This window comes from Candidatus Nitrotoga sp. BS, from assembly GCF_927797785.1.
Classification (GTDB): Bacteria; Pseudomonadota; Gammaproteobacteria; order Burkholderiales; family Gallionellaceae; genus Nitrotoga.
The window spans coordinates 93650-117946 of the sequence record NZ_CAKMLL010000068.1 but is presented as its reverse complement, the minus strand read 5'-3'; the positions used below and the strand labels follow the sequence as shown (position 1 = coordinate 117946).

General features: G+C 50.7%; 27 protein-coding genes and 1 pseudogene. 24 read left to right on the top strand and 4 right to left on the bottom strand.

The annotated features are described in order from the left end of the window. Positions 1–30: 30 nt before the first annotated feature. The 3 genes and pseudogenes from MJ769_RS08805 to MJ769_RS14735 form a co-directional block, all read right to left on the bottom strand. On the bottom strand, positions 31–567 hold the full coding sequence (locus MJ769_RS08805) for a glycosyltransferase (protein WP_239236428.1): 537 nt from the start codon (positions 565–567) through the stop codon (positions 31–33). Further along, positions 552–1856 carry a glycosyltransferase family 2 protein gene (locus tag MJ769_RS08800; protein ID WP_239236427.1) on the bottom strand — a complete coding sequence of 435 codons (1305 nt, stop codon included), beginning with the start codon at positions 1854–1856 and terminating at the stop codon, positions 552–554. Before MJ769_RS08800 ends, MJ769_RS08805 begins: the two co-directional genes overlap by 16 nt. Positions 1857–1874: 18 nt before the next feature. Beyond that, positions 1875–1967: pseudogene (locus MJ769_RS14735) on the bottom strand (SEC-C metal-binding domain-containing protein); the annotation flags it as partial. A 227-nt stretch (positions 1968–2194) separates the two neighbouring features. On the opposite strand from MJ769_RS14735, the gene MJ769_RS08795 reads away from it, so the two are divergent. Further along, positions 2195–4636, top strand: coding sequence for a tachylectin-related carbohydrate-binding protein (locus MJ769_RS08795; protein WP_239236425.1), 2442 nt, complete (start codon positions 2195–2197; stop codon positions 4634–4636). 600 nt (positions 4637–5236) lie between these two features. On the opposite strand, the gene MJ769_RS08790 is transcribed toward MJ769_RS08795, so the two are convergent. Then, positions 5237–6508, bottom strand: coding sequence for an O-acetylhomoserine aminocarboxypropyltransferase/cysteine synthase family protein (locus tag MJ769_RS08790; protein ID WP_239236424.1), 1272 nt, complete (start codon positions 6506–6508; stop codon positions 5237–5239). Between the two features lie 408 nt (positions 6509–6916). Here MJ769_RS08790 and MJ769_RS08785 point away from each other — a divergent pair, with 408 nt between their 5' ends. The 23 genes from MJ769_RS08785 (at position 6917) to MJ769_RS08675 (ending at position 24178) form a co-directional block, all read left to right on the top strand. Further along, entirely contained in the window at positions 6917–7726 is an 810-nt protein-coding gene (locus tag MJ769_RS08785) for an ABC transporter ATP-binding protein (protein WP_239236422.1), read from the top strand. After that, on the top strand, positions 7723–8511 hold the full coding sequence (gene mlaE / locus MJ769_RS08780) for a lipid asymmetry maintenance ABC transporter permease subunit MlaE (protein WP_239236420.1): 789 nt from the start codon (positions 7723–7725) through the stop codon (positions 8509–8511). The genes MJ769_RS08785 and mlaE overlap by 4 nt, the downstream gene beginning before the upstream one ends. 1 nt (position 8512) lies before the next feature. Beyond that, on the top strand, positions 8513–8974 hold the full coding sequence (gene mlaD / locus MJ769_RS08775) for an outer membrane lipid asymmetry maintenance protein MlaD (protein WP_239236418.1): 462 nt from the start codon (positions 8513–8515) through the stop codon (positions 8972–8974). A gap of 24 nt (positions 8975–8998) precedes the next feature. Further along, positions 8999–9616: an MlaC/ttg2D family ABC transporter substrate-binding protein gene (locus MJ769_RS08770; protein WP_239236417.1), complete on the top strand. Its 618-nt coding sequence runs from the start codon at positions 8999–9001 to the stop codon at positions 9614–9616. Positions 9617–9636: 20 nt separating this feature from the next. After that, entirely contained in the window at positions 9637–9915 is a 279-nt protein-coding gene (locus MJ769_RS08765) for an STAS domain-containing protein (protein WP_239236415.1), read from the top strand. Between the two features lie 13 nt (positions 9916–9928). After that, a complete protein-coding gene (locus MJ769_RS08760; RefSeq protein WP_239236413.1) occupies positions 9929–10831 on the top strand; it encodes an ABC transporter ATP-binding protein in 903 nt (300 codons plus the stop codon). 7 nt (positions 10832–10838) lie between these two features. Beyond that, the gene (locus MJ769_RS08755) at positions 10839–11594 is read left to right on the top strand and encodes an ABC transporter permease (protein WP_239236403.1); all 756 of its coding nucleotides are present in this window, start codon (positions 10839–10841) and stop codon (positions 11592–11594) included. Positions 11595–11656: 62 nt separating this feature from the next. After that, the gene (murA, locus tag MJ769_RS08750; protein ID WP_239236401.1) at positions 11657–12907 is read left to right on the top strand and encodes a UDP-N-acetylglucosamine 1-carboxyvinyltransferase; all 1251 of its coding nucleotides are present in this window, start codon (positions 11657–11659) and stop codon (positions 12905–12907) included. Between the two features lie 15 nt (positions 12908–12922). After that, positions 12923–13561, top strand: coding sequence for an ATP phosphoribosyltransferase (gene hisG / locus MJ769_RS08745; RefSeq protein ID WP_239236399.1), 639 nt, complete (start codon positions 12923–12925; stop codon positions 13559–13561). Further along, on the top strand, positions 13558–14865 hold the full coding sequence (hisD, locus tag MJ769_RS08740; protein WP_239236397.1) for a histidinol dehydrogenase: 1308 nt from the start codon (positions 13558–13560) through the stop codon (positions 14863–14865). The genes hisG and hisD overlap by 4 nt, the downstream gene beginning before the upstream one ends. A 127-nt stretch (positions 14866–14992) precedes the next feature. Further along, the gene (locus MJ769_RS08735) at positions 14993–15979 is read left to right on the top strand and encodes a KpsF/GutQ family sugar-phosphate isomerase (RefSeq protein WP_239236396.1); all 987 of its coding nucleotides are present in this window, start codon (positions 14993–14995) and stop codon (positions 15977–15979) included. Further along, complete coding sequence (locus MJ769_RS08730; RefSeq protein ID WP_239236394.1) at positions 15979–16497, top strand: KdsC family phosphatase; 519 nt, start codon at positions 15979–15981, stop codon at positions 16495–16497. Before MJ769_RS08735 ends, MJ769_RS08730 begins: the two co-directional genes overlap by 1 nt. Next, positions 16494–17093 (top strand): LPS export ABC transporter periplasmic protein LptC, encoded by a 600-nt coding sequence (gene lptC, locus MJ769_RS08725; RefSeq protein ID WP_239236393.1) that lies wholly within the window; start codon positions 16494–16496, stop codon positions 17091–17093. The genes MJ769_RS08730 and lptC overlap by 4 nt, the downstream gene beginning before the upstream one ends. 37 nt (positions 17094–17130) lie before the next feature. Further along, complete coding sequence (lptA, locus tag MJ769_RS08720; RefSeq protein WP_239236392.1) at positions 17131–17646, top strand: lipopolysaccharide transport periplasmic protein LptA; 516 nt, start codon at positions 17131–17133, stop codon at positions 17644–17646. Beyond that, a complete protein-coding gene (gene lptB / locus MJ769_RS08715) occupies positions 17643–18365 on the top strand; it encodes an LPS export ABC transporter ATP-binding protein (RefSeq protein WP_239236384.1) in 723 nt (240 codons plus the stop codon). The genes lptA and lptB overlap by 4 nt, the downstream gene beginning before the upstream one ends. Positions 18366–18403: 38 nt before the next feature. Then, positions 18404–19831: an RNA polymerase factor sigma-54 gene (locus MJ769_RS08710; RefSeq protein ID WP_239236379.1), complete on the top strand. Its 1428-nt coding sequence runs from the start codon at positions 18404–18406 to the stop codon at positions 19829–19831. 18 nt (positions 19832–19849) lie between these two features. After that, the gene (hpf, locus tag MJ769_RS08705; protein WP_239236377.1) at positions 19850–20173 is read left to right on the top strand and encodes a ribosome hibernation-promoting factor, HPF/YfiA family; all 324 of its coding nucleotides are present in this window, start codon (positions 19850–19852) and stop codon (positions 20171–20173) included. 57 nt (positions 20174–20230) lie between these two features. After that, the gene (locus tag MJ769_RS08700) at positions 20231–20686 is read left to right on the top strand and encodes a PTS sugar transporter subunit IIA (RefSeq protein ID WP_239236375.1); all 456 of its coding nucleotides are present in this window, start codon (positions 20231–20233) and stop codon (positions 20684–20686) included. Positions 20687–20691: 5 nt separating this feature from the next. Further along, positions 20692–21630, top strand: coding sequence for an HPr(Ser) kinase/phosphatase (gene hprK, locus MJ769_RS08695; RefSeq protein WP_239236373.1), 939 nt, complete (start codon positions 20692–20694; stop codon positions 21628–21630). A 3-nt stretch (positions 21631–21633) separates the two neighbouring features. Beyond that, a complete protein-coding gene (gene rapZ, locus MJ769_RS08690) occupies positions 21634–22503 on the top strand; it encodes an RNase adapter RapZ (protein WP_239236372.1) in 870 nt (289 codons plus the stop codon). 152 nt (positions 22504–22655) lie between these two features. Beyond that, positions 22656–23030, top strand: a complete 375-nt coding sequence (locus MJ769_RS08685; protein ID WP_239236370.1) for a NusG domain II-containing protein — start codon at positions 22656–22658, stop codon at positions 23028–23030. Further along, a complete protein-coding gene (locus tag MJ769_RS08680) occupies positions 23011–23556 on the top strand; it encodes a Gx transporter family protein (RefSeq protein WP_239236369.1) in 546 nt (181 codons plus the stop codon). The genes MJ769_RS08685 and MJ769_RS08680 overlap by 20 nt, the downstream gene beginning before the upstream one ends. A gap of 7 nt (positions 23557–23563) precedes the next feature. Next, positions 23564–24178 (top strand): flavin prenyltransferase UbiX, encoded by a 615-nt coding sequence (locus MJ769_RS08675; RefSeq protein WP_239236368.1) that lies wholly within the window; start codon positions 23564–23566, stop codon positions 24176–24178. Positions 24179–24297: the final 119 nt, after the last annotated feature.

The window sequence follows — 24297 nt, the reverse complement described above, 5'->3', positions numbered from 1 at the left end:
CCCCTAAAAACCTGTCAAGTGTTTTCTTGATTATTTATAGGGGTGAGTAGTTACCTTGATTGAAGCATTGCCAGCATAGAAAAATGTCTTGGGCCAGACCGCCAAAATACGGCGCATAGGAACGCCAAATATTTTGCCGGAGTCTTCCAGCCAGCGAGCGAATATGTCTTTTCGGAAATTATCCGGGAACAACCCCGGGCCTATACCCACAGCGTTAAGATCGGGGTTCAGTATGTGGTATTCCACATAAGCGGCAATCAAGCCGGGGGAAGGGTCGAAGTCGTCTGCGAGAAATATAAGCAGATCACCGCCGGCCTGAGCGGCAGCCATGTTGTTTTGGGTCGCCCGTGCCGGACTTGGAGATCTGAGTAACGATGCCGAGATCGCGGGATACTGTTGGCGAAACTCTGAAAATGCTCGCGATGTGGACGCTTTCCCCTGACCATCAACTAGGATAAGCTCGAATGCATAATGGGGGTAGGTCTGGGCTGCGATTGAAGCGAAGAAATTCCGCTGTTTGTGATTAAAAGAATCGGGTTCGGACGCCACGATTAAAGAAACACGCATGACTCTTCTCCAATCCGGTTTGAGGGTGCTAGCGAAAGAGGAACCTGAAGCGCCTGCTCGATTAACGCAATAGGTAAATGTTGCAATGCATTGGTTGCGCCAAGCAGGGCAAGAAACTCTCCACCCCAGTTGGCAAAAGTAGGTGCAAAAGAATTTGGCCAGGTAGATTGGCTTTGCGCGAGGCTGACGAAAGCCGCCATGACCTTGCCGTGTTCCAGACGCGGCACGCCAGCCGCTTCTGTGATGGTATTGCGGTCATGGACACGGTACTCGTATAGCGGCTGTGGCGCCAATACCGGCTCGCACTGCAGCGCTGCACGCAGGCAAAAATCCCAATCATGGTTATAGCGATAGTCGCGAAACCCACCTAAGGTTTCCCAGAGACGCTTGCGGAACATTAGATTGCCGCTGGAAATGGCCGAGTTCGTGCGCAGCATCGCCAGACCAAGCGTGCCAGACATGACTGTTGCATTCTGAGCCGACATCAGTGCAGCGATGCGGGCATCGGTAAGGTGGTCAAGGGATTGGCCGAGTGTGTCTATATATGAAACACGCGCGTAGCCCCAATCGGCATTGCTTTCCAGCAACATCGGCAGCATCGTCGCTATGCGCTCTGCTGGCAGTCGGTCGTCGGAATTGAGTAGCTGAATAAAATCACCCTTGGCTAATGCGATACCTTGGTTCAGGGTGGCTGCAGCCCCCCTGTTTTCACGGGCAATGAACGTTACTGGAAACGGGGCCTCTACAAGCGCAGCACGACAGTGTTTAGTTGTGTCGTCGATGGAGCCATCGTCAATCACGATTAATTCCAGCGGGAGTTGTGTCTGGGCACACACTGAAGCGATAGCTTCGGCGACATAACGTGCGTGCATGTAAGCCGGCATTACAACCGACACGGTTGGACGTTTCGGAGGAGGCGTCTGGCTGCGCTGGTTCGCTTTAGCATCCGCTAATGCCGGGTGCATGCATCGATATTCGACGAGTTTTTTCTGCATAAACGAGGATAGATGATCCGGGCAGACAGATGCCAATAGCAAGCCGAGATTTGACCAGAAACCGGAAAAATTAACGGCGCAGGTGGATAGCAATGCAGCAAAAGCCGCGCGTGAATCGTCCATAAGACCGATCTGGTAGAGCGTGACGGCTCTCATGTGAGCGACTTCCCAGTCTTCGCTTCGTTCCCGGAGGATGGCATCATAAGCGTCAATCGCCTGAAAGAATTTCCCGCTTCTTTGCAAGGCGAGCCCCGCATGGCGATTGATCTCGTGCCTCGTTGCCGCAGTTGACACGTTGCTGTTCAGCAAACTACAGCAGTGCTTGTAGCGCAGCCCACTTTTGCATGGGCAGGGTGCATTCCGCGACGAGATAGGGACTCCGTTTTGAAGGTGTGTTAATGGCATAGGGTGAGAATGGCCAAACATACTTACAATTTTTGAATGATAAACGTTTTTGGGCTGGATATGCGCGATATACATTTAGCATCTATAAAAATGCAATGTGACAAGTTTTTGCTCGTATTCCATGCCGAACCAAGCAGCAACATGACCGCTGAGGACAAGTTAATTTGTCTTTACTTGCTCGGTTGAAACCTCTATTCTAAACACAACTAAATCATGGAGATGATCACATGTATAACAGGCTGGCTATCTTTCAAAACTTCCTTGCAGGCGTATTGATATTCGCCGCCTTTATGCAACCTGCCAGCGCCGACGAGGAGGGACACCTCGGAACCAGTCAGAGCCCGCTCATCTCCAATGTCGTCGTTACTGAACAACAGCAGGAACAGTTAGGATTGTTGCAGATGATGGCCAATGGGCGCGGCTGCAGCGCAAGCCTGCTTACCAACAGCTGGGTCATCAGTGCAGCGCATTGCCTCGACGGCGCTGCCATGCGCATGCCTGCCAATGTGCAGCTGAACGGCAATTGGGGTGCGAAGGCGCAGATCGGCAATGCAGACTATATCTATCGCTCCTGGGGGCTTGATGACCGGGGTTTTATGTACGATTTCTCGTTGATCCACCTGCAAAGTCCAATGCGCGTGAATGGCTCGACTACCGGCTATGTGCGCGAACTCAGCGAGCTTTCGCTCAACGACATGAAAAATGTCAACGTCGCGGTGTATGGCCGCGGTATCAACACGCTCGCGGTCAAAAAAGGAAAGACCTTCATACCGACCTCCGGTGATAACCAGTTTCGTAGTTTCGTGTTCACAGTTAACCGCATCGAGTCCAACCTCTTCTGGTATCCGAAGGGGCCGAAGGGCGAAATGGTCGGTGGCGGCGACAGCGGTGGCCCGAGCTTTGAAATGAGCCACGGCGTGCCGCGCATCGCGGGCGTGCATGCGTTGTGTCACGCCGATTGTCTCACGGGTAAGCAATGCCCCGCTAGCGATTCCTGGACATGGGCCAGCGATATCACGGAATGTGCCGATGCGCCAGTGGGTTACTTCGGCGGCGCGATCTACGACCTCATGAAGCAGGGGTGGGATCCGGCCAGGCCCGTACAAACCGTGCAGGTGCAACACAGCGAAGCACAGATCCAGAAAGAGATGTTGTTAGGCCAAATCGACTCCCTGCCGTGGGATTACGTTCGTCGCGCTGCGCAGCTGGCGTGCCACAACCGTGGCTTCGAATTTGGTTTTTTTGACGGTAATTTTCAGCCCGGTGTGCGTTACCAGGCTCGCTGTGCGAGCGCTGCGGCAGGCCGTTGGTATGACGCGGGCCCCGCCGACATGGCCAAAATAAACGACAAATTCACCACCATCGTGCAGACTCGCTGGGCTCAGGGCGCGCGCGCCGCGAATGATTTTTGCAAAAACCGGGATTCCACCTCAGTTGGCGGCCTGCTTACCGGATATGAAGCGAAATCGCAGCCCAACGGTGGTTTTCCCGATCAGAAAAACGGCGTGTTCTGCTTCAATAACACCAACGCCACGTGGTTCGACGCCACGCTTGGGGAGCTCAGCGCACAGAAAACGCCTGTGGGCGATCTGAACGCCATCGGCTGGGGATCCGCAGCCCGTGCTGCCAACGAATATTGCCGCCGCCAGTTCTATCCTGCCGGTGGTTTTTTCAACGGCCATCAGCTCAATGACAAGCGTGGAATCATTTGCCTCGGCAAAAACAGTCTGGTTTCTGACCGCGTCACGGCAACGGATGACTTCCGCGCGGCGCGCATCGCAGACGCTATTGGCGCAGGCAAGGAAACCAAGAGCGCGACGACCGGCGGTCTCTCCAGAGGCGCGTTGGTTACCCCATCCGCCACTGCGGGCAAGTCCACGTCCATTGCTGCGGTGATCGCTGCACAGCAGCCTGCGGTTCTAACTAACCCAGCTCCTTCCTTCACCACCTTCTATGTGGTCGGTGCAGACGGCTCCCTCACCGAGAACCGCCACAACAATCCCGAGACCGGCACCGCGCCTATCATCCTGCCGTCCTCGAGCTCTGCGTGGAACACGTACGACCAGATCATTCCCGGCGGCGGCAACCATCTCTATGCACGCGCTCAGAACGGCGATCTGCTGTGGTACCAGCACGATGGCGTGAACGACGGTTCGAACTCGTGGCGCGGACCTATCAAGGTAGGTAACGGCTGGCAGTCGTTCACGCAAATCATGGGTGGCGGCAATGGCGTTATCTACGCCATCGCGCCCGATGGCTCGCTCATGTGGTATCGAAACACTGGTTTTGCGACTGGCGAGGCCAGCTGGGTCGGCCCCAAGAAGATCAGCACCGGTTGGAGCTCATTCAAGACTGTGTTTAGTGCGGGTGAGGGCGTCATCTACGCCGTGACGAATGACGGCAAGCTAATGCTCTACCATCACCTCGACCCGATGGGCGGCGAAAAGCGTTGGAGCGGTCCGGTGCAAGTCGGCACCGGTTGGGACGGATACGCGCAGTTGTTCTCAACCGGTAACGGCGTGATCTATGGGCTAGCTACCGACGGTAAGCTTAGCTACTATCGGCACCTCACCTGGAACGCGGCAAATCCCACGTTCAAGTGGGTCGGGCCGATCGCGGCGGGAGCGGGGTTCAACCCGGCGGCGAGGATTGTTCCGCTGCTGCCGTAGTAAAGATGCGGGCATGATTCGTTGAAGTGATCGAGGAGAACCAATCGAGACTGACGACATTGATTTGCGTTATTGTTTTTAGTAAAGCTGTATCCTACAGTGGCTTACCCTCTTTTCGCGCCTCTTCGTTCGAGGAAGGAAATGCTGACTCCAGCTTCGTACCGGCAGCTTCAAGTTGGTCTCGCAGATTGGTAATTAACCGTGATAAGCCATGCCTTATTGCCAGTTACCATCCGGGCTACTGTCGTACCTAATCCACTCCACTATAGGATAAAGTTGAAACTGTTACTACATCCACCGCTGCAATGGCTTTTCGTACTACTGCTGGAGACATTCTCTACTTCCGTATTTTATTTGTGACATAGTTTAAATAGCGATTTTTTCTAAGCTACTTTAGCCTTTCAATTCAGAAAATAGGAATTTAAGCGCACACGTCAACACACACCGCCCCACATATCCTTGCCAAGCAAATCTTTAGGAACAAATGAAATTATTTGTTTTAATCTGCTCCAACCATACCGCTTCTTGATTTCCACTGTTTTTCTTCACCTACTGGTTTCAGGTGCAATCGTGCGCAATGACACATAAACAGCCTGCCTATTAAACAAATGCCAGCGCTTGCTGTAAATCTTCTTTCAGATCATCGATGTGCTCAATACCAATGGACAAACGTACCATATCTTCTGAGACGCCTGCTTTCTTGAGCTCTTCTGGAGATAGTTGGCGGTGGGTGGTACTGGCGGGATGGCAAGCCAAAGATTTTGCATCGCCAATATTGACCAATCGTGTTATCAGTTTCAGCGCATCTTGGAAGCGTGCTCCAGCAGCAGCCCCTCCTTCTATGCCAAAGGTCAGAATTCCTGATGCACGGCCCGTCATGTATTTCTGTATCAACGGATAATCGGGATGCTCTGGCAAAGCTGCATAGTTAATCCAGCTAACTTTGGGATGTTGTTTGAGGTATTGTGCGACTGCCAGCGTATTTTCGCAGATGCGGTCCATGCGTAAGGCTAATGTTTCAATGCCTTGCAAGATAAGAAAACTGTTAAACGGTGAGATTGAACCACCGGTATTGCGTAAAGGTACGACTCGCGCGCGCCCAATAAAGGCAGCAGCTCCAAGCGCTTCAGTGTAAACCACACCGTGGTAAGAAACATCTGGCTCATTCAAACGACGAAAGCGTTCTTTGTGCTCTGCCCAAGGAAATTTGCCAGAATCGACTATAGCGCCACCCAACGAATTACCATGTCCACCCAAGTATTTGGTCAGCGAGTGAACAACGATGTCTGCTCCGTGTTCAATCGGGCGGCACAAGTAAGGGCTGGGTACAGTATTGTCCACAATCAATGGAATTCCCGCATCATGTGCCACTTTTGCGAGTGCAGCTAGATCAACCACATTGCCTAATGGATTGCCGATAGACTCACAAAAAATCGCCTTGGTTTTTTCATCTATCAAAGGCTTGAAGCTTTGCGGGTCACGATAATCGGCAAAGCGTACCTGAATGCCGAATTGCGGTAGCGTGTGAGCAAATAAATTGTATGTGCCGCCGTATAGTGTGCCAACAGAAACAATATTGTCACCCGCTTCGGCTATGGTCATCAGTGCATAGGTAATCGCAGTAGCACCGGATGATAGTGCTAATGCGCCAATACCTCCCTCTAATTCGGTAATGCGCTTTTCCAGCACATCGGTTGTGGGGTTCATGATGCGCGTATAAATATTGCCAGCCACTTTTAAATCAAACAAATCTGCACCGTGCTGAGTATCGTCAAACGCATAAGAAACTGTCTGGTAAATTGGAACAGCAACTGCGTTAGTGGTCGGATCAGGTGAGTAGCCACCATGCACTGCAATCGTTTCGAGTTTCATTGCGTCATCCTGTTTTGTAAGTAATGTGAGTGATTCTCGATTGTGCCTGTCCTGTTGTCAATCAGGTGCGTTGTTGTTGGCGATTTTTTTAGCCCTAGCTACCTCGATTAATCGCCTTTCCCAACATTGGTTTTAGATACTTTGCAGATAACAACGAATTTTCGCTCCCGTTACCTTGACCCCTATTTGATTCCTGTATCCACATGCGTAGCTATTTTTCAAACACAAGTTATCGATTGTGGTGCGTTGCTCATGGCACAGCCAAGGAGTTCAATCTTGATGTCCCATTTTTTGTTTTTTCCTTTCAAGTTATTAAGCCTATTGACAGCTTTGCTGACCCCTAACATTGCGATTAAACGATAGCATGGTTTAGAATGTCCCTCTATCGGACAATCAAGGTGTTGATACGTGTCATCTCAAGCGCTGGTCGAAATTCGCGACGTCCATTTTGGCTATGACAGCCGCCTCATACTGAAAGGTGCCAACTTAACTTTCCCCAAGGGCAAGGTGATCGCAGTTATGGGCGGCAGCGGCAGCGGCAAGACTACATTGCTTCAGCTTATCGCTGGCGCGCTCAAACCAAGCAGTGGTTATGTAAAAGTTGATGGACAGGTGATACATAAACTTGACCATAAAGATTTATTTCGTATGCGCCGCCGGATGGGCATGCTGTTCCAATTTGGGGCGCTATTCACGGATATGTCAGTGTATGACAATGTGGCGTTTCAGATGCGCGAGCATACTGATCTGCCAGAAGAAATGATTCGGGATTTAGTATTGATGAAACTGCATGCGGTGGGCTTGCGTGGCACGCATCATTTGATGCCTGCTGAGCTTTCAGGCGGTATGGCGCGGCGCGTGGCGTTGGCTCGTACAGTGGCATTGGATCCGACATTGATTATGTATGACGAGCCGTTTACCGGACTGGATCCCATCTCACTTTCCGTGGTGGCTAATCTCATTCGTCGTCTGAACGATGCGCTGGGTGCGACTTCAGTGGTAGTCACGCATGACGTTCAGGAATCACTTAAGATCGTTGATTATATTTATTTTATTGCTGATGGAGTAGTGGCTGCAGAAGGAACACCAGATGAAATAAGAGCTTCCGATATGCCGTTCGTGCATCAATTCATGCATGGCGAAATAGATGGCCCGGTTCCATTTCATTATCCCAGCGGAGATTACGGGCAAGATTTGAATTTACGGCCCGATAGATGATGATCGTTGAAAATCTGAGATCCTTAGGGCATCGCATTGTGAATACGGTGTGGCGTATTGGATATGCCTCCCGCTTCTTCATGCTGATCCTGCTTTATTCTGGGACCAGCTTCCGACGCTTTCACTTGATCATCAAGGAGATATTCGCTAGTGGGGTGATGTCACTGATTATAATTTTGGTGGCAGGCTTGTTTGTCGGTATGGTCTTGGGGTTACAGGGCTATGAGACACTCAAACGCTACGGCTCAGAATCTGCACTGGGATCACTTGTGGCACTAAGTCTGGTGCGCGAATTGGGGCCGGTGCTGGCTGCCCTGTTGTTTGCGAGTCGTGCTGGTTCGGCGATGACTGCAGAGATTGGTTTAATGAAGGCCACCGAACAAATTTCCGCGATGGCTCTGATGGCGATCAATCCGATGGCGCGTTTGGTTGCGCCTCGTTTTTGGGCTGGAGTCATTTCTGTACCGCTACTGACAGCGTTATTTTCTGTCATGGGTGTATTTGGCGGATATATGGTAGGAGTGGTGCTGATTGGCGTGGATCAAGGTTCGTTCTGGTCGCAAATGCAGGCAGGAGTCGATTTTAGGTACGACATAGTAAACGGGATGATTAAGAGCTTCGTGTTTGGAGTGGCAGTGACTGTCATTGCACTGTTCGAAGGTTATGATGCACCACCTACAGCAGAAGGGGTGTCCGGTGCAACCACACGCACAGTGGTCCAATCGTCACTGGCAATTTTGTTCTTGGATTTTATTTTGACCGCATTTATGTTTCAAGGGGAGTAGTATGAAACGCACCACGTTGGATTTATGGGTCGGCCTATTTGTCGTGGCAGGTTTCGCAGCCTTGACAGTGCTGGCATTGAAGGTGGGGAATCTGAGTACGTACAACACGTCCGATACGTATCAGTTGCAGGCTTATTTTTCTAACATCGGTGGCCTCAAGTCCCAGGCATCCATCAAAAGCTCTGGCGTACTCATCGGACGGGTGGCTCAGATCAGCCTGGATTCCGATCGATATGAGGCTAAAGTAACCATGATAGTAGACAAGCGTTACCAGTTCCCAAAAGATACATTCGCTAATATTCTGACTTCAGGATTGTTAGGAGAGCAGTACATCGGCTTGATTCCGGGTGGTGAAGAAGCATTTCTGAAGGCGGGTGACGAAATCAAACACACACAGTCTGCTGTGGTGCTGGAGGATTTAATCAGCAAGTTCTTATATAGTAAGGCTGAAGATTCACAATAACTAAATAAATTTATAGGTATCCATATGAAAAATATAATTGCATCGTGGGTGGGAGTGCTGATGGTGTGTGTGTCACTGGGCGCGCAGGCGAACACGCCGGAGCCGGAGGCGTTAATCAGAAACACCGTGGACGAAGTCCTGTCCGTCATTAGGCAGGACAAGGATATTAAGGCCGGTAATAAGGAAAAAGTGAATGCACTGGTAGATGAAAAAGTGTTGCCGCATTTTAATTTTGCGCATATGACCAGACTTGCCGTAGGTAAGTACTGGCGTAAGGCTACGCCAGAGCAGAAGAAGGTCTTGGAAATCGAGTTTCGTAATTTACTGGTGCGCACTTACACCAACGCATTCACTACCTACCAAGATCAGGAGGTTGAGGTGAAGCCGCTCAACATGGCAAGCGATGCTACTGACGTGACTGTAAAAACTTCGATTAATAACAAAGGCAAGCCACCTACATACGTAAATTATGATATGGAAAAGACAGCTCGTGGTTGGAAGGTTTACGACCTGTTGATTGAAGGTGTGAGTTTGGTTACCAACTATCGCGGTACCTTTGCGGAGCAGATTCAGAAGAACGGCATTGATGGACTGATTAAAACGTTAATGGAAAAAAATCAGTCTCTGGCGGCGTCCAAGTGATAGACCGTGATGGAGATCATATGCAAGTGCCGAGCCGTCTGACCATTGAAACAGTTACACCTCTGTTCAAAAATGGTTTGCAATCAGATATAAAAACACCGCTGGTGGTTGACTTGGCTCAGGTAGAAACGGTGGATTCTGCCGCAGTCAGTTTGCTGCTGGCTTGGCTACGCGAGGCGCAGCGCAGTAGTGTGAAGCTGTGTTTCGATCATGTTCCAGAGAACTTGTTAAGCTTGGCTCGTTTGTACGGTGTTGTGGATATGCTACCGCTATGCGGTAATGATTCCGCTCAGTCTTGAGCATTTTAATTTAATGCCACCTGCCATTGATGTGCGCCAAGCACGAAAGCGCTATGGCAACTTGCAAGCATTGGACGGCGTGGATTTGCGTATCGAGCAGGGTGAGTTCTTTGGTTTGCTTGGCCCCAACGGTGCGGGAAAAACCACTCTGATTAACTTGCTGGCCGGACTTGCATTGCCAGATGACGGGCAGTTGTCTGTGCTGGGGCATGATGTAGTCAAGCAATATCGTGCTAGTCGCCGTTTGCTGGGTGTCGTGCCACAAGAGTTAGCGTTTGATCCTTTTTTCACAGTGCGTGAAACGTTGCGTTTACAGTCTGGTTTTTTTGGATTACGCCGTAATGATGCCTGGATCGATGAGGTGATGCACCACTTGGATTTGACCAGTAAGGCCGATACCAATATGCGCCGCCTGTCCGGTGGTATGAAGCGCCGTGTGTTGGTGGCGCAGGCCTTGGTGCATAAGCCGCCAGTTATTGTGTTGGATGAACCGACTGCCGGGGTGGACGTGGAGCTGCGCCAATCATTATGGCGCTTCATCCAGCAGCTTAACCGCGATGGACACACCATTCTGTTGACCACCCATTATCTGGAAGAAGCAGAAGCCTTATGCACACGAATTGCCATGCTCAAACACGGCCGGATTGTAGCGCTGGATAGTACGCAAAATCTACTTAGTAGCTTGGCCGGTTGTCGCGTCAGACTGAAACTGGCGGGACATTTACCGGCCGCATTGCTGCCACAGGTGGTCGAGCAGACAAACGATGATTACCTACTGACACTGCCATCGTATCAAGCATTGGAGTCAATGCTGGCGGAGCTGCGTGTGGCTGGAGTTGCAGTGCAGGAGATGACTTTGCAGCAGCCCGATTTGGAAGAAGTCTTCTTGCGCTTGGTGGGACGGGTCGTGCATTGAGGCGGGCATGTTGAGTTTTTGCAGCCTGCTCTACAAGGAGGTATTCCGGGTGTGGAAGGTGGGCTTCCAGACCGTGCTGGCACCAGTGCTGACCGCACTGCTCTATCTGCTGATTTTCTCACATGTGCTGGCACAGCATGTCGAGGTGTATCCGGGGGTGCATTACACTGCCTTCTTGATCCCGGGACTAATGATGATGGCAATATTGCAAAATGCTTTTGCCAATAGCTCTTCCAGCCTGATTCAGTCCAAAATTACTGGTAATATCGTGTTTGTGCTGCTGGCACCGATTGCCTATTGGGAATTTCTTGCAGCATATGTGCTGGCTTCTATGCTGCGCGGGTTGGTGGTTGGTATAGGAATATATTTGGCCGCACTATGGTTTGCCCAGCCGCCGATGTTGTTCCCACTCTGGATTATATTGTTCGCCGTTCTAGGTAGCGCGATGCTTGGCTCGCTGGGGGTGGTGGCTGGGATGTGGGCAGAAAAATTCGATCAACTCGCAGGATTCCAGAATTTCATTATCATGCCGTTGACTTTTTTGTCCGGCGTTTTCTATTCCATTCACTCGCTGCCACCTTTTTGGCAGGCGTTATCGCGTTTCAATCCATTCTTTTATATGATAGATGGTTTTCGTTATGGATTTTTCGGCGTGTCGGACATTTCACCATGGGTGAGTTTAACGGTGGTGGGCGGCTGCATGCTGGGTCTGATGCTGTTATCTTTGGGGTTGTTAAAATCCGGATATAAATTGCGGTACTGAGCATATTGCAAGCATGGCGAGAATACATTTAAGATGAAATAGGGACTTTTAAAGATACCAGCATGCAAAAATTAGTTATACAAGGCGGCTCCCCATTGCGTGGCGAGGTGCATATTTCCGGTGCCAAGAACGCGGCGTTACCTATAATGTGTGCCAGCCTATTGACAAGTGATGTCTTGCAATTAAGCAATATGCCGGATTTGCACGATATCGCAACCATGCGTAAATTGTTGGAGCAGATGGGCGTGACGGCTGCTGTGCAAGGTGACGAGATGGCTTTGCATGGTGAGCATGTGGATACGCTGGAAGCACCTTATGACATGGTAAAGACCATGCGTGCCGCAGTGCTCGTGCTCGGCCCGCTAGTGGCGCGCTTTGGTGAGGCGCGTGTATCAATGCCGGGTGGTTGCGCCATCGGCTCTCGCCCCGTAGATATTCACATTAAAGGCCTGCAAGCGATGGGTGCTCAAATTTTCATTGAGCATGGCTACATTCATGCGCAGGCAAAACGCCTCAAAGGCGCACGAATTTTATTCGACATCGTCAGTGTGACCAGCACAGAAAATCTGATGATGGCTGCTACTTTGGCAGAAGGGGTAACGGTATTGGAAAATGCCGCGCGCGAACCGGAGGTGGTGGATTTGGCTCACTGCCTGATCGCAATGGGTGCGAAAATCGAGGGGGCCGGCAGCCACACTATTGTCATAACGGGTGTGGACCGATTGCACGGTGCAGCCCATCGCATCATGCCGGATCGTATCGAGAGTGGGACTTTTCTAGTAGCGGCAGCGGCAACGGGTGGTAGCATCGTGTTGCTCGATACACAAGCGGACATTCTTGATTCCGTGTTGGAAAAACTTACTGAAGCAGGCGCGCACATCCGTATCGATAGCGAGAACATCCACTTGAACATGACGGGTCGGCCCAGATCAGTGAACGTGCGTACTGCGCCATATCCTGCATTCCCTACGGATATGCAGGCACAGTTTATGGCCTTGAATGTTGTTGCCGATAGCAGCGCGATGGTCGTGGAAACGATTTTTGAAAATCGCTTTATGCATGTGCAAGAGTTGCGCCGTCTTGGTGCAAGGATAGACGTGGAAGGAAATACTGCTTTGGTCCACGGTGTCGATCATCTGGAAGGTGCAACGGTGATGGCAACAGATTTGCGTGCTTCTGCGTGTCTGGTTATTGCCGGATTGGTGGCGCAGGGTGAAACCGTGATTGACCGCATTTACCATCTGGATCGTGGTTATGCACATATAGAGACAAAATTGTCGCAACTCGGAGCGAACATATTTCGCATTAAATAAATGAAAGATACTCCCATGATTACCATCGCCTTATCCAAAGGGCGCATCTTTGAAGAGACCTTGCCGCTGTTGCAAGCGGCGGGGATCACACCGCTGGAAGCCCCGGAGCCTACGCGCAAATTGATTTTATCTACCAATCGTGCCGACGTACGTCTTATTATCGTGCGTGCTTCCGATGTGCCGACCTATGTGCAATACGGTGCTGCTGACTTGGGGATCGCGGGCAAGGATGTCCTCGACGAACATGGCGGCATCGGCTTGTACCAGCCGCTGGATTTGAATATTGCGTGTTGCCGCATGATGGTGGCAGTAAGGAATGATTTCGATTATGAATCAGCCGTTCGTCAAGGCGCGCGTCTGCGCGTGGCGACCAAATATGTGCAAACCGCACGCGAGCATTTTGCGGCTAAAGGTGTGCATGTGGATTTGATCAAACTGTATGGCTCCATGGAACTGGCTCCACTGGTCGGTTTGTCAGATGCAATCGTGGACTTAGTCAGCAGCGGCAACACACTGAAGGCCAACCACCTCAAGGCGGTAGAAGACATCTCTGCAATTTCCTCGCGTCTGGTGGTGAATCAGGCCTCGCTTAAACTCAAACATGCGGCTATTCAGCCCATGCTGGACGCGTTTTCCTTGGCGGTAGTCCAATGAATATCAGGCGGCTTTCCACTCGGCAGCCCGATTTCAATACGCAACTGGACAAGCTGCTGGCGTTCGAGGCAACTCAGGATCACCAACTGGACGAGACTGTGGCGGCTATTTTGGCGGATGTGCGCACACGTGGTGATGGTGCCCTGCTCGATTACACCCGACGCTTCGATCGTATGGATGTACATGACAGTGCCGCACTGGAACTGCCCCCTGCAGTCTTACGTGCCGCCTTCGAGGGATTGCCCGCCGCCCAGCGTTCCGCTCTGGAGCAAGCTGCACAGCGCGTTACCGTTTACCATCAGAAACAGCTGCAAGTTTCATGGAGTTATACGGAAACGGATGGCACCCTGCTCGGTCAGCAGATTACGCCATTGGATCGGGTTGGGCTTTATGTGCCGGGGGGCAAGGCCGCCTATCCATCTTCAGTGCTGATGAATGCACTGCCAGCGAAAGTGGCTGGGGTGGGCGAACTCATTATGGTCGTACCTACCCCAGATGGAGTGCGGAACGCGCTGGTGCTGGCAGCAGCCCACTTGGCAGGAGTGGACCGGGTGTTCACCATTGGCGGGGCGCAGGCAATTGCCGCACTGGCATATGGCACGGCAACCGTGCCGCGAGTAGATAAAATCGTCGGTCCCGGCAACGCTTACGTAGCCGCCGCCAAACGCCGTGTATTCGGCGTAGTTGGAATTGATATGGTGGCGGGGCCATCAGAGATTCTGGTGATCTGCGATGGACAAACCGATCCGGACTGGATCGCGATGGATCTATTTTCTCAAGCAGAGCACGATGAATTAGCGCAGGCTATCCTGCTGACACCGGACGCTGCTTTTGCTACAGCCGTGGCGCAAAGTGCGGATCGTCTGTTGTTAGAAATGCCGCGCAGTGACATCATACGAACTGCATTAGAGAACCGGGGGGCTTTGATTGAAGTGGCTGATTTAGATGAGGCTTGTGTTATCAGTAACCGCATAGCACCTGAGCATCTTGAGCTTTCAGTGGATAATCCCCAGCAATGGCTGCCAAAGATAAAGCATGCCGGGGCAATTTTCTTGGGTCGTTATACTTCCGAGTCACTGGGTGATTATTGCGCTGGCCCTAATCACGTCCTGCCGACCTCCGGTACGGCACGTTTTTCTTCCCCGCTGGGAGTGTATGACTTTCAGAAGCGTAGCAGTTTGATTCAGGTTTCCGCGCAGGGCGCAGCAATACTAGGCGAAATTGCCTCGGTATTAGCCCTTGGTGAGGGTTTACATGCGCATGCGCAGTCTGCCCTGCTCAGAAAGGGGTCTTGTACTTATTGAAAGTGCGGAACCATTTCAAATACAACTCCTTCCGGATCGCGTTGGGGCGTGTACAAGAGATCATTCGCACTTATGCCGTGCTTTCAAAACTGCACTACCCAGAATGGCACTGTTATAATTCGTCACCATGAACAAAGCCAACTTTGCCGCTTCGCGCGCACTTGATTTAGCTCGCGAGGTATTAAATATTGAAGCTGCAGCTGTATTGGCGCTTACGCAACGCATTGATGAGAGTTTTCTGCAGGCGTTAAATATTGTTTTAGCCTGCGAAGGCCGTGTGATTGTGAGCGGAATGGGCAAGTCGGGCCATATTGCACGTAAAATCGCCGCGACGCTTTCTAGCACGGGCACTCCAGCGTATTTTGTACATCCCGCCGAAGCCAGCCATGGCGATTTAGGCATGATCACCGCTAAAGATGTGTTTATTGCGTTGTCGTATTCGGGAGAAAGTCAGGAATTGCTTACTATAGTGCCAGTCCTTAAACGTCAGGGGGCACGGCTGATTAGCCTGACAGGCAATCCACGATCCAGCTTGGCCGAGGCGTCGGACGCACATCTAGATGCTGCTGTGGACAAGGAAGCTTGTCCGCTAGGGCTTGCCCCCACCGCCAGCACCACGGCAGCGCTAGCATTAGGCGATGCTCTGGCCGTGGCGCTGCTGGATGCCAAGGGGTTCGGGGAAGAAGATTTTGCTCGTTCGCACCCTGGCGGAAGCTTGGGTCGCCGTTTGCTTACCCATGTGCGCGACATTATGCATGCTGACAAAGGGATTCCTACGGTGCATCAAAATGCAACGCTGGCCGAGGCAGTGCTGGAAATCTCGCGTAAAGGGTTAGGTATGACTGCCATTGTAGATGATGCTCAGCAGGTGTTGGGCATCTACACCGATGGAGATTTACGCCGAACGTTGGAAAAGCATGTTGATTTTACTACCACTACAATCAGCTCCGTTATGTCGCGCAATCCGCGCAGTATTTTGCCGGATGCACTGGCAGCCGAAGCCGTGCAGATTATGGAACAAAATAATATTAGCCAGATGCTGGTGATAGATTCCAACAACAAGCTGGTTGGCGCTCTGAATATGCATGATCTGCTGCGTGCAAAAGTGATTTGATGTCTTTAAATAAAGCACAATCTATTCGCCTCATCGCCTTTGATATAGACGGCATCATGACGGATGGCGGTCTCTATCTAACCGATTCGGGTGAAGAGTTTAAGCGCTTCAATTCACTTGACGGTCATGGCTTGAAAATGCTCAAAGCATCTGGTGTGGAACTGGCAATTATTACTGGTCGTACCTCCCGGTGTGTAGAGCTACGCGCACACCACCTTGGCATCTCGCACTTGTATCAAGGCGTACACGACAAGCTTGCAAGTCTGCAAAAAATGCTTGCACAACTTAAACTGCCGTTGGATGCGGTCGCCTTTATGGGTGACGACGTGATGGATCTTCCAGTAATGCTTCGTGTCGGTTTCGCTATCAGCGTGCCGAATGCACCGCAAGTAGTGCGCGATCGCGCTCACTATGTCACCGAGCGTGAAGGCGGGCATGGCGCAGTACGTGAAGCATGCGAATTATTAATGTCTTCGCAAGGCACGCTGGATGCGCAACTCGCGCCTTATTTGACATGAATCCTCCCCGCCTTATTGACCGTTTGCGCGCCTGGCTTACCGGATTGCCGCAGCTATTGTTGTTGCTAATGCTGGCAGCAACTTATTGGCTGAATCAGCAAGTACAGCCGCTGCCGCTCACACCCGACAGCAGCAAGCGTCACGAGCCAGATTTTATCGTTAGCGAAGTTGTTGCTACTACCCTGAATGAGCAGGGTAAGCCGCGTTTCGTGATGGCTGCAAAAAAAATGCTGCATTACCCGGATGATAATAGTACGCATCTGGAAGCCCCTGTACTTACCAGCTTTGATTCAGGCCATCCTCCCATGCATACTTATGCAAATAGTGGAATGGTCTCAGGTAAGGGCGAAGAAATATTTTTACACGACGACGTAAAAATCGTGCGTACCGCTACTGCCACGCAAAGTGAAATGACGTTCACCACTACTTATCTGCATGTTGTTCCTGACCGTGGCTTGGCCGATACAGACCAGCCTGTAACGATGATTGATGGTCGTAACATTGTGCATGCAGTAGGTATGAAATTTGATAATAAAGCACGCATAGTAAAACTGCTTGCGCAAGTTAAAGGCGAATATGTGTCCAGCAAAAATTAAATACGTTGCTTTACTCTGTTTAGCGCTTATCGGTCATATGCCAATCAGCCAAGCGGAACTTGCCGACCGTGATAAGCCGATGCATTTGGAAGCAAATCAGCTCAGTATTGACGATGTCAAACAAATCAGCGTCTTTGAAGGCAAGGTGCAGCTCACTCAGGGCACGATGATTATTAACGCCGACAAAATTGTCGTGACTCAGGACAAGGAAGGATTCAAGCACGGTACGGCTACCGGACAACTCGCCAGTTTTCGCCAGAAGCGCGATAACGTAAATGGATATGTGGAGGGATATGGTGAGCGCATTGAATATGACTCCAAGACCGCAATCATAGATTTCTTCGGTCAGGCGCGCGTAAAGCAGGATCAGGATGAAGTGCGTGGCGAACATATTACCTATAACTCCAAAGCTGAGGTATTTCAGGTGAACAGTACCTCCAACAAGGGGCGCGTGCGCGCGATCATCCAGCCAAAACACAAGCGCTCCTCAGTCGGGGAGCCCCTGTCGATCAAGCCGACAACGACACTAGTCAAGCCTAACGAACAACAATGAGCGAGCTGCGCGCCGTTGCACTGAACAAGCGCTATCGGTCCCGCACCGTAGTGCATGACGTTTCCCTGTCGGTACAGAGCGGTGAGGTGGTCGGACTGCTTGGTCCTAACGGTGCCGGAAAGACTACCTGCTTCTACCTGATTGTCGGGCTGGTAGCCGCAGATGGAGGTGACATTTTTATCAATGGACAGAACATTACTCATCTCCCCATTCATCGCCGTGCGCGTTTGGGGTTGGGCTATCTGCCACAAGAAGCATCTATTTTTCGCCGCCTAACTGTCGCGCAAAATATTCAGGCTGTGCTGGAATTACAAGATTATGATAAGGATGAAATTCAAGCACGGCAGGATGAGTTGATGGCGGATCTGCATATTACTCATATACGTAATAATTCAGCTATCAGCTTGTCCGGAGGCGAGCGACGACGTGTCGAAATTGCTCGTGCGCTTGCCACCAATCCACGCTTCATACTGCTGGATGAGCCTTTCGCAGGAGTGGATCCAATTGCCGTGCTGGATATTCAAAAAATCATTCGTTTCCTTAAAGAACGTGACATTGGCGTGCTTATAACTGACCACAACGTTCGCGAAACATTGGGAATCTGTGACCGTGCCTATATCATTAATGCCGGGTCGGTAATGGCAGAAGGCAAACCCGACGAAATCATTTATAATGAAGGCGTGAGAAAAGTATATCTTGGTGAGCATTTCAAGCTATAAATGCATACTATTCGCCGCTCTTGTCCGTAAATTGCGTAATGAAACCCACTTTACAACTTAAGCAATCCCAGCAACTGACGCTTACCCCGCAGTTGCAACAAGCCATACGCCTGTTGCAACTCTCCACTCTTGAAGTCAATCAGGAGGTGGCACGCTTGCTGGACGAAAATCCATTGCTCGAACGCGAAGATGAAGACGTTATGCAGCCCTATGTTCATGGAGCCGCTGCCTCTACCTCCGCTACCGATAATGTCGAAGCAAAAGATGAAGTGCCGCAACAGGCTGATGAAGAATGGGCAAAAGAAGACTGGAATGAACCATCTTTTTCCGTAGCGAGTGGGCCGGATGACGAGAAAGAGACTCGTGCCGAACTTGCGGCAGATACCCCCAGCTTGCGTGAGCATCTCATCTGCCAACTAAATATGAGCCAGCATAATATGCGCGACCGAAAAATTATCGGTCTGCTGATCGATGCATTGGACGGTAACGGCTACCTGGCACAACCGCTGGAAGAAATTGTCGAAATGCTGCCGGATCAACTCGACATTACCCTAGATGACTTGGAAACTGCGCTCGTGCAATTGCAGCACTTGGATCAGCCAGGTATAGCCGCACGTACCTTGAGTGAATGTCTGGCTCTACAGCTCAAAGCGCTCCCGGAAGACACTCCTTGTCGCGATTTGGCGCTGTGCTTGGTGTTGCAGCACCTCAACCTGCTTGGGGCGCACGATTTTACCAAGCTGAAGAAAGTTCTCCGCTGTAACGATGACGAATTGCGCACGGTGCAATCGCTTATCACCCATCTGCAACCAAGACCTGGCGCTGAATTTGAACAGCGCACTGCAGACTATGTGGTGCCTGACGTGGTGGTAGAATGCCGCAATGGTAGCTGGAATGTACGTCTTAATCAGGCTGCCATGCCTCGCCTACGCGTTAACCAAATGTATGCCAATATATTGCAGCAGGGCAACGAAAAAAACCCACTGCAGCTAACCGGTCAATTGCAGGAAGCACGCTGGTTTATCAAAAACTTGCACCAACGTTTCGATACTATTTTGCGTGTGTCACAGACAATTGTTGATCGCCAACGCGATTTTTTCGAGCACGGCGATACCGCCATGCGTCCCCTAGTGTTGCGCGAAATCGCAGAACAGCTGGATTTGCATGAATCTACAATCTCCCGCGTGACTACACAAAAATTCATGCTCACCCCGCGCGGCATCTATGAGCTCAAGTATTTTTTCTGTAGCGGAATTGCGACTGAAAGTGGCGGTACGTGTTCCTCAACGGCGATCCGTGCACTCATCAAGCAGATTGTCAACCAGGAAGATGCGCGTCACCCCGTAACCGATAGCCGCATGTCTGGGATTTTGGCACAGCAGGGCATATTGGTTGCTCGGCGTACCGTGGCAAAATACCGCGAGTTGTTGAACATCCTTCCAGTTAATCTTCGTAAATCACTCTAAACCATTAAGGAGCAGGCAATGAACCTAAATCTCAGCGGACACCATTTGGAAATTACCCCCGCTATTCGCGAGCACGTAGTAAGCAAACTCGACAAAATTAATCGTCACTTCGACAATGTAATTGATGTTACTGTTGTCCTTTCAGTGGAAAAATTAAAACAAAAGGCCGAGGCTAACGTGCACCTGAGTGGCAAGACGATTTTTGCGGAATGTGATGATACGAATTTATATACCGCGATTGATAATCTGATCGAAAAACTTGATCGCCAAATTATCAAATACAAAGAAAAAAATGCTGCTCGTCGCCATGATGAAACCGGCATACCCCCTGTACTAGAATAAGAATAATAGCAGGGTGACTTACGGCTCCGTCTTTTCTTTTTTTAAAGTGTTTGAATTATGAACCTAATCAGCAAAACTCTGCCTCTTGAGAACGTCATACTGGATGCAGATTCAACCAGTAAGAAAAGGGTTTTCGAAAGAGTGGGGGTATTATTTGAAAACACTCATAAAATCGCACGTAGCCAAATATTCGATAGCCTGTTTGCGCGCGAGAAGCTAGGCTCAACTGGCTTGGGACACGGCGTGGCTATCCCACATGGTCGCATCAAGGGGCTGCGAGATGCGACAGCAGCTTTTGTCAAAACACAAGCATTGATTCCATTCGACGCACCGGATAGTCAACCGGTTAACTTGATTTTCGTGTTATTGGTGCCGGAACGTGCGACCGATCTGCATCTGCAACTACTAAGCGAACTGGCGCAAATGTTCAGCGATAAGACCTTCCGCGAAAAAATACAGAATACCAATGATGTCGCGATAATTCATCAATTGTTTACTAACTGGGCGATCTAACCGCAATGGCACAGGTCAATATTCAACAGCTGTTCGAGGACAAACAGGAGCGGCTGGCATTGAGCTGGGTAGCCGGAGCGGAGGGTGCTGCGAAGATAATTGATAGTGATTTAGTAAGTGCTTCTAACAACGGCTTGATTGGCCACCTCAATTTAATCCACCCGAATTGGGTGCAAGTATTGAGCGAGACTGAAGTTGACTATCTTCAAGAGCTTTCATCCACCGCGTTCACAGAGGCACTGACGAAACTGGAACACGGCGGTACGCTATGCTTGATTTTGGCCGGTACCGACAGGCTCCCACAGGAATTAATTAGTTACGCTAACCGCACACATACACCGCTGTTCCGCTCTCCTTTACCCAGCGTGCATTTGATGTGGTTGGTGCGTCATTACATTGTCAAAGAGCTGGCAGAATCGACCACGCGCCACGGCGTGTTTCTCGACGTGCTTGGTGTCGGGGTGCTGGTCACTGGTGAGAGCGGCATAGGCAAGAGTGAGCTGGGACTGGAGCTTATTACACGCGGTAACGGTTTAGTGGCGGATGATATTACCGAACTGTACGGCATTTCTCCGGAAACGCTTGAAGGGCGCTGCCCGGAACTGTTGCGTGACTTCCTTGAAGTGCGGGGGCTGGGCGTGCTTAATATTCGCACCATGTTTGGCGAGACTGCGGTACGGCGCAAAAAAAGTTTAAAGCTCATTGTGCATTTGCATCGTCCTTTACGCGGCGACCTTTCCCATCTGGAACGCTTGCCGTTAGCAGCAAGTTATCAGGAAATCCTGGGCGTGAAGATTAGCACGGTAAGCATCCCGGTCATGGCTGGGCGCAACCTTGCGGTGTTGGTAGAGGCGGCAGCGCGCAATTTCGTGCTACAGCAACGCGGTATCGACAGCATGCAGGAATTTCTCAGTCGTCACGAGCAGCAAATGCAGGAACAATAATTCATGCAGTTATTTCTGATCAGTGGCCTCTCCGGCTCAGGAAAAAGCGTGGCGCTCAAGGCGCTGGAAGACAGCGGCTACTATTGTGTGGACAATCTGCCTGCTGCGTTATTGCCTGTCCTAATGGAAAATCTGCATCAGACGGGTAATGTACGCATTGCTGTCAGCATAGACGTGCGTAGCGGCGACAGCGTGAAACAACTGCCGCACTATATTTCGCAACTTAAGCAACAAGGTATCGATGTGCACTTGCTCTTTTTAGACGCACAGACCGACACGCTGGTGAAACGTTTTTCAGAAACGCGTCGCCGTCATCCGTTGCGTAATGCTCTCCCTCCAGAGCAGACCAACGTAGGACTTACTCTGCCAGAATGCGTACAACTTGAGCGAGAAATGCTTGCCGAGATTAGTAATATTGGCCATCGTATTGATACCAGCGAACTCGGAGCCAGCACCTTGTGTGCCTGGATCAAAGATTTTAAGGGCGTTGACCGCGCACACATTACCTTGCTGTTCCAATCATTTGGTTTTAAGAATGGCATTCCGATTGATGCCGACTTTGTGTTTGACGTGCGCTGCCTACCTAACCCACATTACGATCCAGTGCTGCGACCGCTAACCGGCCGAGATGCGGCGGTAATCGAGTTTCTCGATCGCGACCAAAATGTACAAAATATGTGCGAAGACATCCGCAGTTTTATCGAGAAGTGGCTGCCTAGCTTCATCGCTGATAACCGCAGCTATCTCACTGTCGCCCTCGGTTGCACAGGTGGTCAACATCGCTCGGTGTATTTGGTGGAAAAGCTTGCGCGTTATTTTAAATTGCAACAACAAGTGCTGCTGCGTCATCGCAAACTCGGTAACACTTACTGATTTTTGTGTAATTTATGACAAATTTCATTAAAGTACCCGTCCTTTCCATACAGGAGAAAATCCAGACTTCTCAGGGCAGCTTAGATTTAAACTACCCACTGAATGTACTTTCAGTACGGTAAAGAAAGAATGTTGCTAACCAATCAATAATCATGTTGCCATTACCGCCCATAAAGACAGGCGATTGGATGGTGCTGTTGCTTGGCGTACTCGGCGTTACATGGCTTACCATCACACTATGGCAAGGCGGTGTAGCGGATAAGGCTATCATTCGCAGTGGCGGCAAAATATTCAGTGAAGTGCCGCTATCTCGTAACCAAATTATTTCTGTGCCCGGTCCACTTGGCATTAGTCGAATTGCCATACACAATCGACAGGTGCGCATCGCAGCTGACCCCAGCCCGCGCCAATATTGCGTTCACCAAGGCTGGCTTAAGCAGGCAGGCGAAATTGCCATCTGCCTGCCCAACCAAGTCAGCGTTGAACTGAGTGGCAGGGGTAAGCGTTATGACAGCCTTAACTATTAAACTCGCAACAACAGCAGCGGATCACCATATCGCGCGCATGGCGGCATTGGCGCTGGGCCTTTCGATGCTGGAAGCAGCCATTCCCTCACCATTGCCTGGCGTAAAGCCTGGCTTAGCTAACATTATCACTCTCATCGTGCTCACACGCTACGGCTGGCGCATGGCGGCATGGGTATCGCTGTTGCGTGTGCTGGCGGGCAGTTTGCTTATGGGGAGTTTTCTTACGCCGGGATTTTTTCTCAGCCTAAGCGGTGCGCTATGCAGCATCTCCATTCTAGCCATCAGCCAGTATTTGCCGGCACGCTGGTTCGGCCCGATCACCCATAGCATCTTCGGTGCATTTGCACACATTGCAGGCCAATTACTATTGGTGTATTTCTGGCTAATTCCACACACTGGGCTAATGTATCTGATTCCTGTCTTTGCGACGGCAGCATTGCTGTTTGGCACAGTAAATGGTCTGATTGCGGCACACTACCTGGATGCACCAAACACCGAGATCGAAGTACCTAAATTGACTGGTTGAATAGCACATGAAAACTATCGTACTTGCCCTAACCGGTGCATCCGGCTTACCCTACTCCATGCGACTACTTGAGTGCCTGCTTCAAAGCGGTCAACGCGTGCACCTAGTTTATTCTCAAGCGGCACAAATAGTCGCCAAACAAGAGTTGGATTTTGTGTTACCCAACCGTCCGCAAGATGCGGAAAAAATCTTGGCGGAGCAGTTCGGCAAAATCAGCGGAAAACTGCGCGTGTTCGGGCGCGATGACTGGTTCGCGCCCATGGCCTCAGGATCGAACCCTGGTGACGCGATGGTAATTTGTCCCTGCACTATGGGCACACTGGCGGCGGTGGCGGCGGGGTTAAGCGATGATCTCATCACCCGTGCAGCCGATGTCATGCTCAAAGAGAGGCGCCCATTAATTTTAGTACCGCGCGAAACGCCATTCTCTGCCATCCATCTGGAAAATATGCTCAAGCTAAGCCATGCCGGTGCGGTCATTTTGCCGCCCAACCCGGGCTTTTACCATCACCCGCAAAGTGTGCAAGACTTGGTGGATTTTGTGGTGGCAAAGGTACTTGATCATTTAGGCGTGGAGCATGTGTTAGTGAAGCGGTGGGGAGAGAATCATCGGCTGAGCTGAGGATCAAGTACAGCCTATTTCGTTGGGGTGAAATTATAGAACGCGCACATTAAACAACCCGTGGTGACATAACTTAAAATTATTTTTGGTTGCTTGTTTGACTAGTCGGGTTTTTTTAA